General features: G+C 48.5%; 1 protein-coding gene. It reads right to left on the bottom strand.

The features are described 5' to 3' along the window. Positions 1-746, bottom strand: a 746-nt coding sequence (locus GMD4S_RS09800) for an alpha-L-fucosidase (RefSeq protein WP_000452522.1), incomplete at both ends; no start/stop codon positions are given.

Below are 746 nucleotides of genomic sequence, written 5' to 3'. Positions count from 1 at the left end.
TGTCAGATGATGACAGGCATAGTCTGGTGATAGAGCAGGGCCAGATACCGTGGCTCCCAAAGCCAAATCTTCTTTATATAGCTCGTCACGGTAGGCAGCAAATTCATAGAGACGCTGGATATCCTTTTCATCAAAGAGGCCATCTTGGTTCGGTGGGATATTAAGCAAGAGTGGAGTTCCCCGCCCTACCGAGTGAAAGTAGATTTCGACCAACTCCTCCAGAGACTTAGGATCCTGATCCTCATGGTAAAACCAGCCCGGCCGAAGAGAAACATCTGCCTCACCGATTGAAAATAGCGTCCCAAAGGGGTCTCCGTGCTGTAGATAATCTAATTCCGCCTCTGTTCCTAACTGGTCTGGCTTGACTTTTTGCCACAAGGGATCCCCTGCATAGCCTCGTTCATTGCCAATCCAGCGAATACTAGTTCCCTCAGTTGAGAAAATCAAACAATCGCCCTGCAAGTCACGAATGGTTTCAAACCAAGTCTCAAACTCATAGTTGACCTTCTGGGCCCCTTCGCCTCGAGCACCATCCATCCACACCTCAGTGAACTTACCGGCATTTCCATAGGCAGGATTTGACAAGATTTCCTTCAATTGAGCCAGATAGTAGGCATTGTAATCCGCTTCTTGGTCCACGTGATAGAGGGGACTGTGAGCATCCCAAGGAGACAAATACACTCCCATATCCATATCAAACTCAGTCACAGCTTGGGAAACCTCAAGGAGCAAGTCCCCCTTTCCAT

The organism is Streptococcus sp. GMD4S, assembly GCF_000296955.1.
Note: the sequence above shows the minus strand (reverse complement) of the source record. Positions and strands in the feature narration are given on the sequence as shown.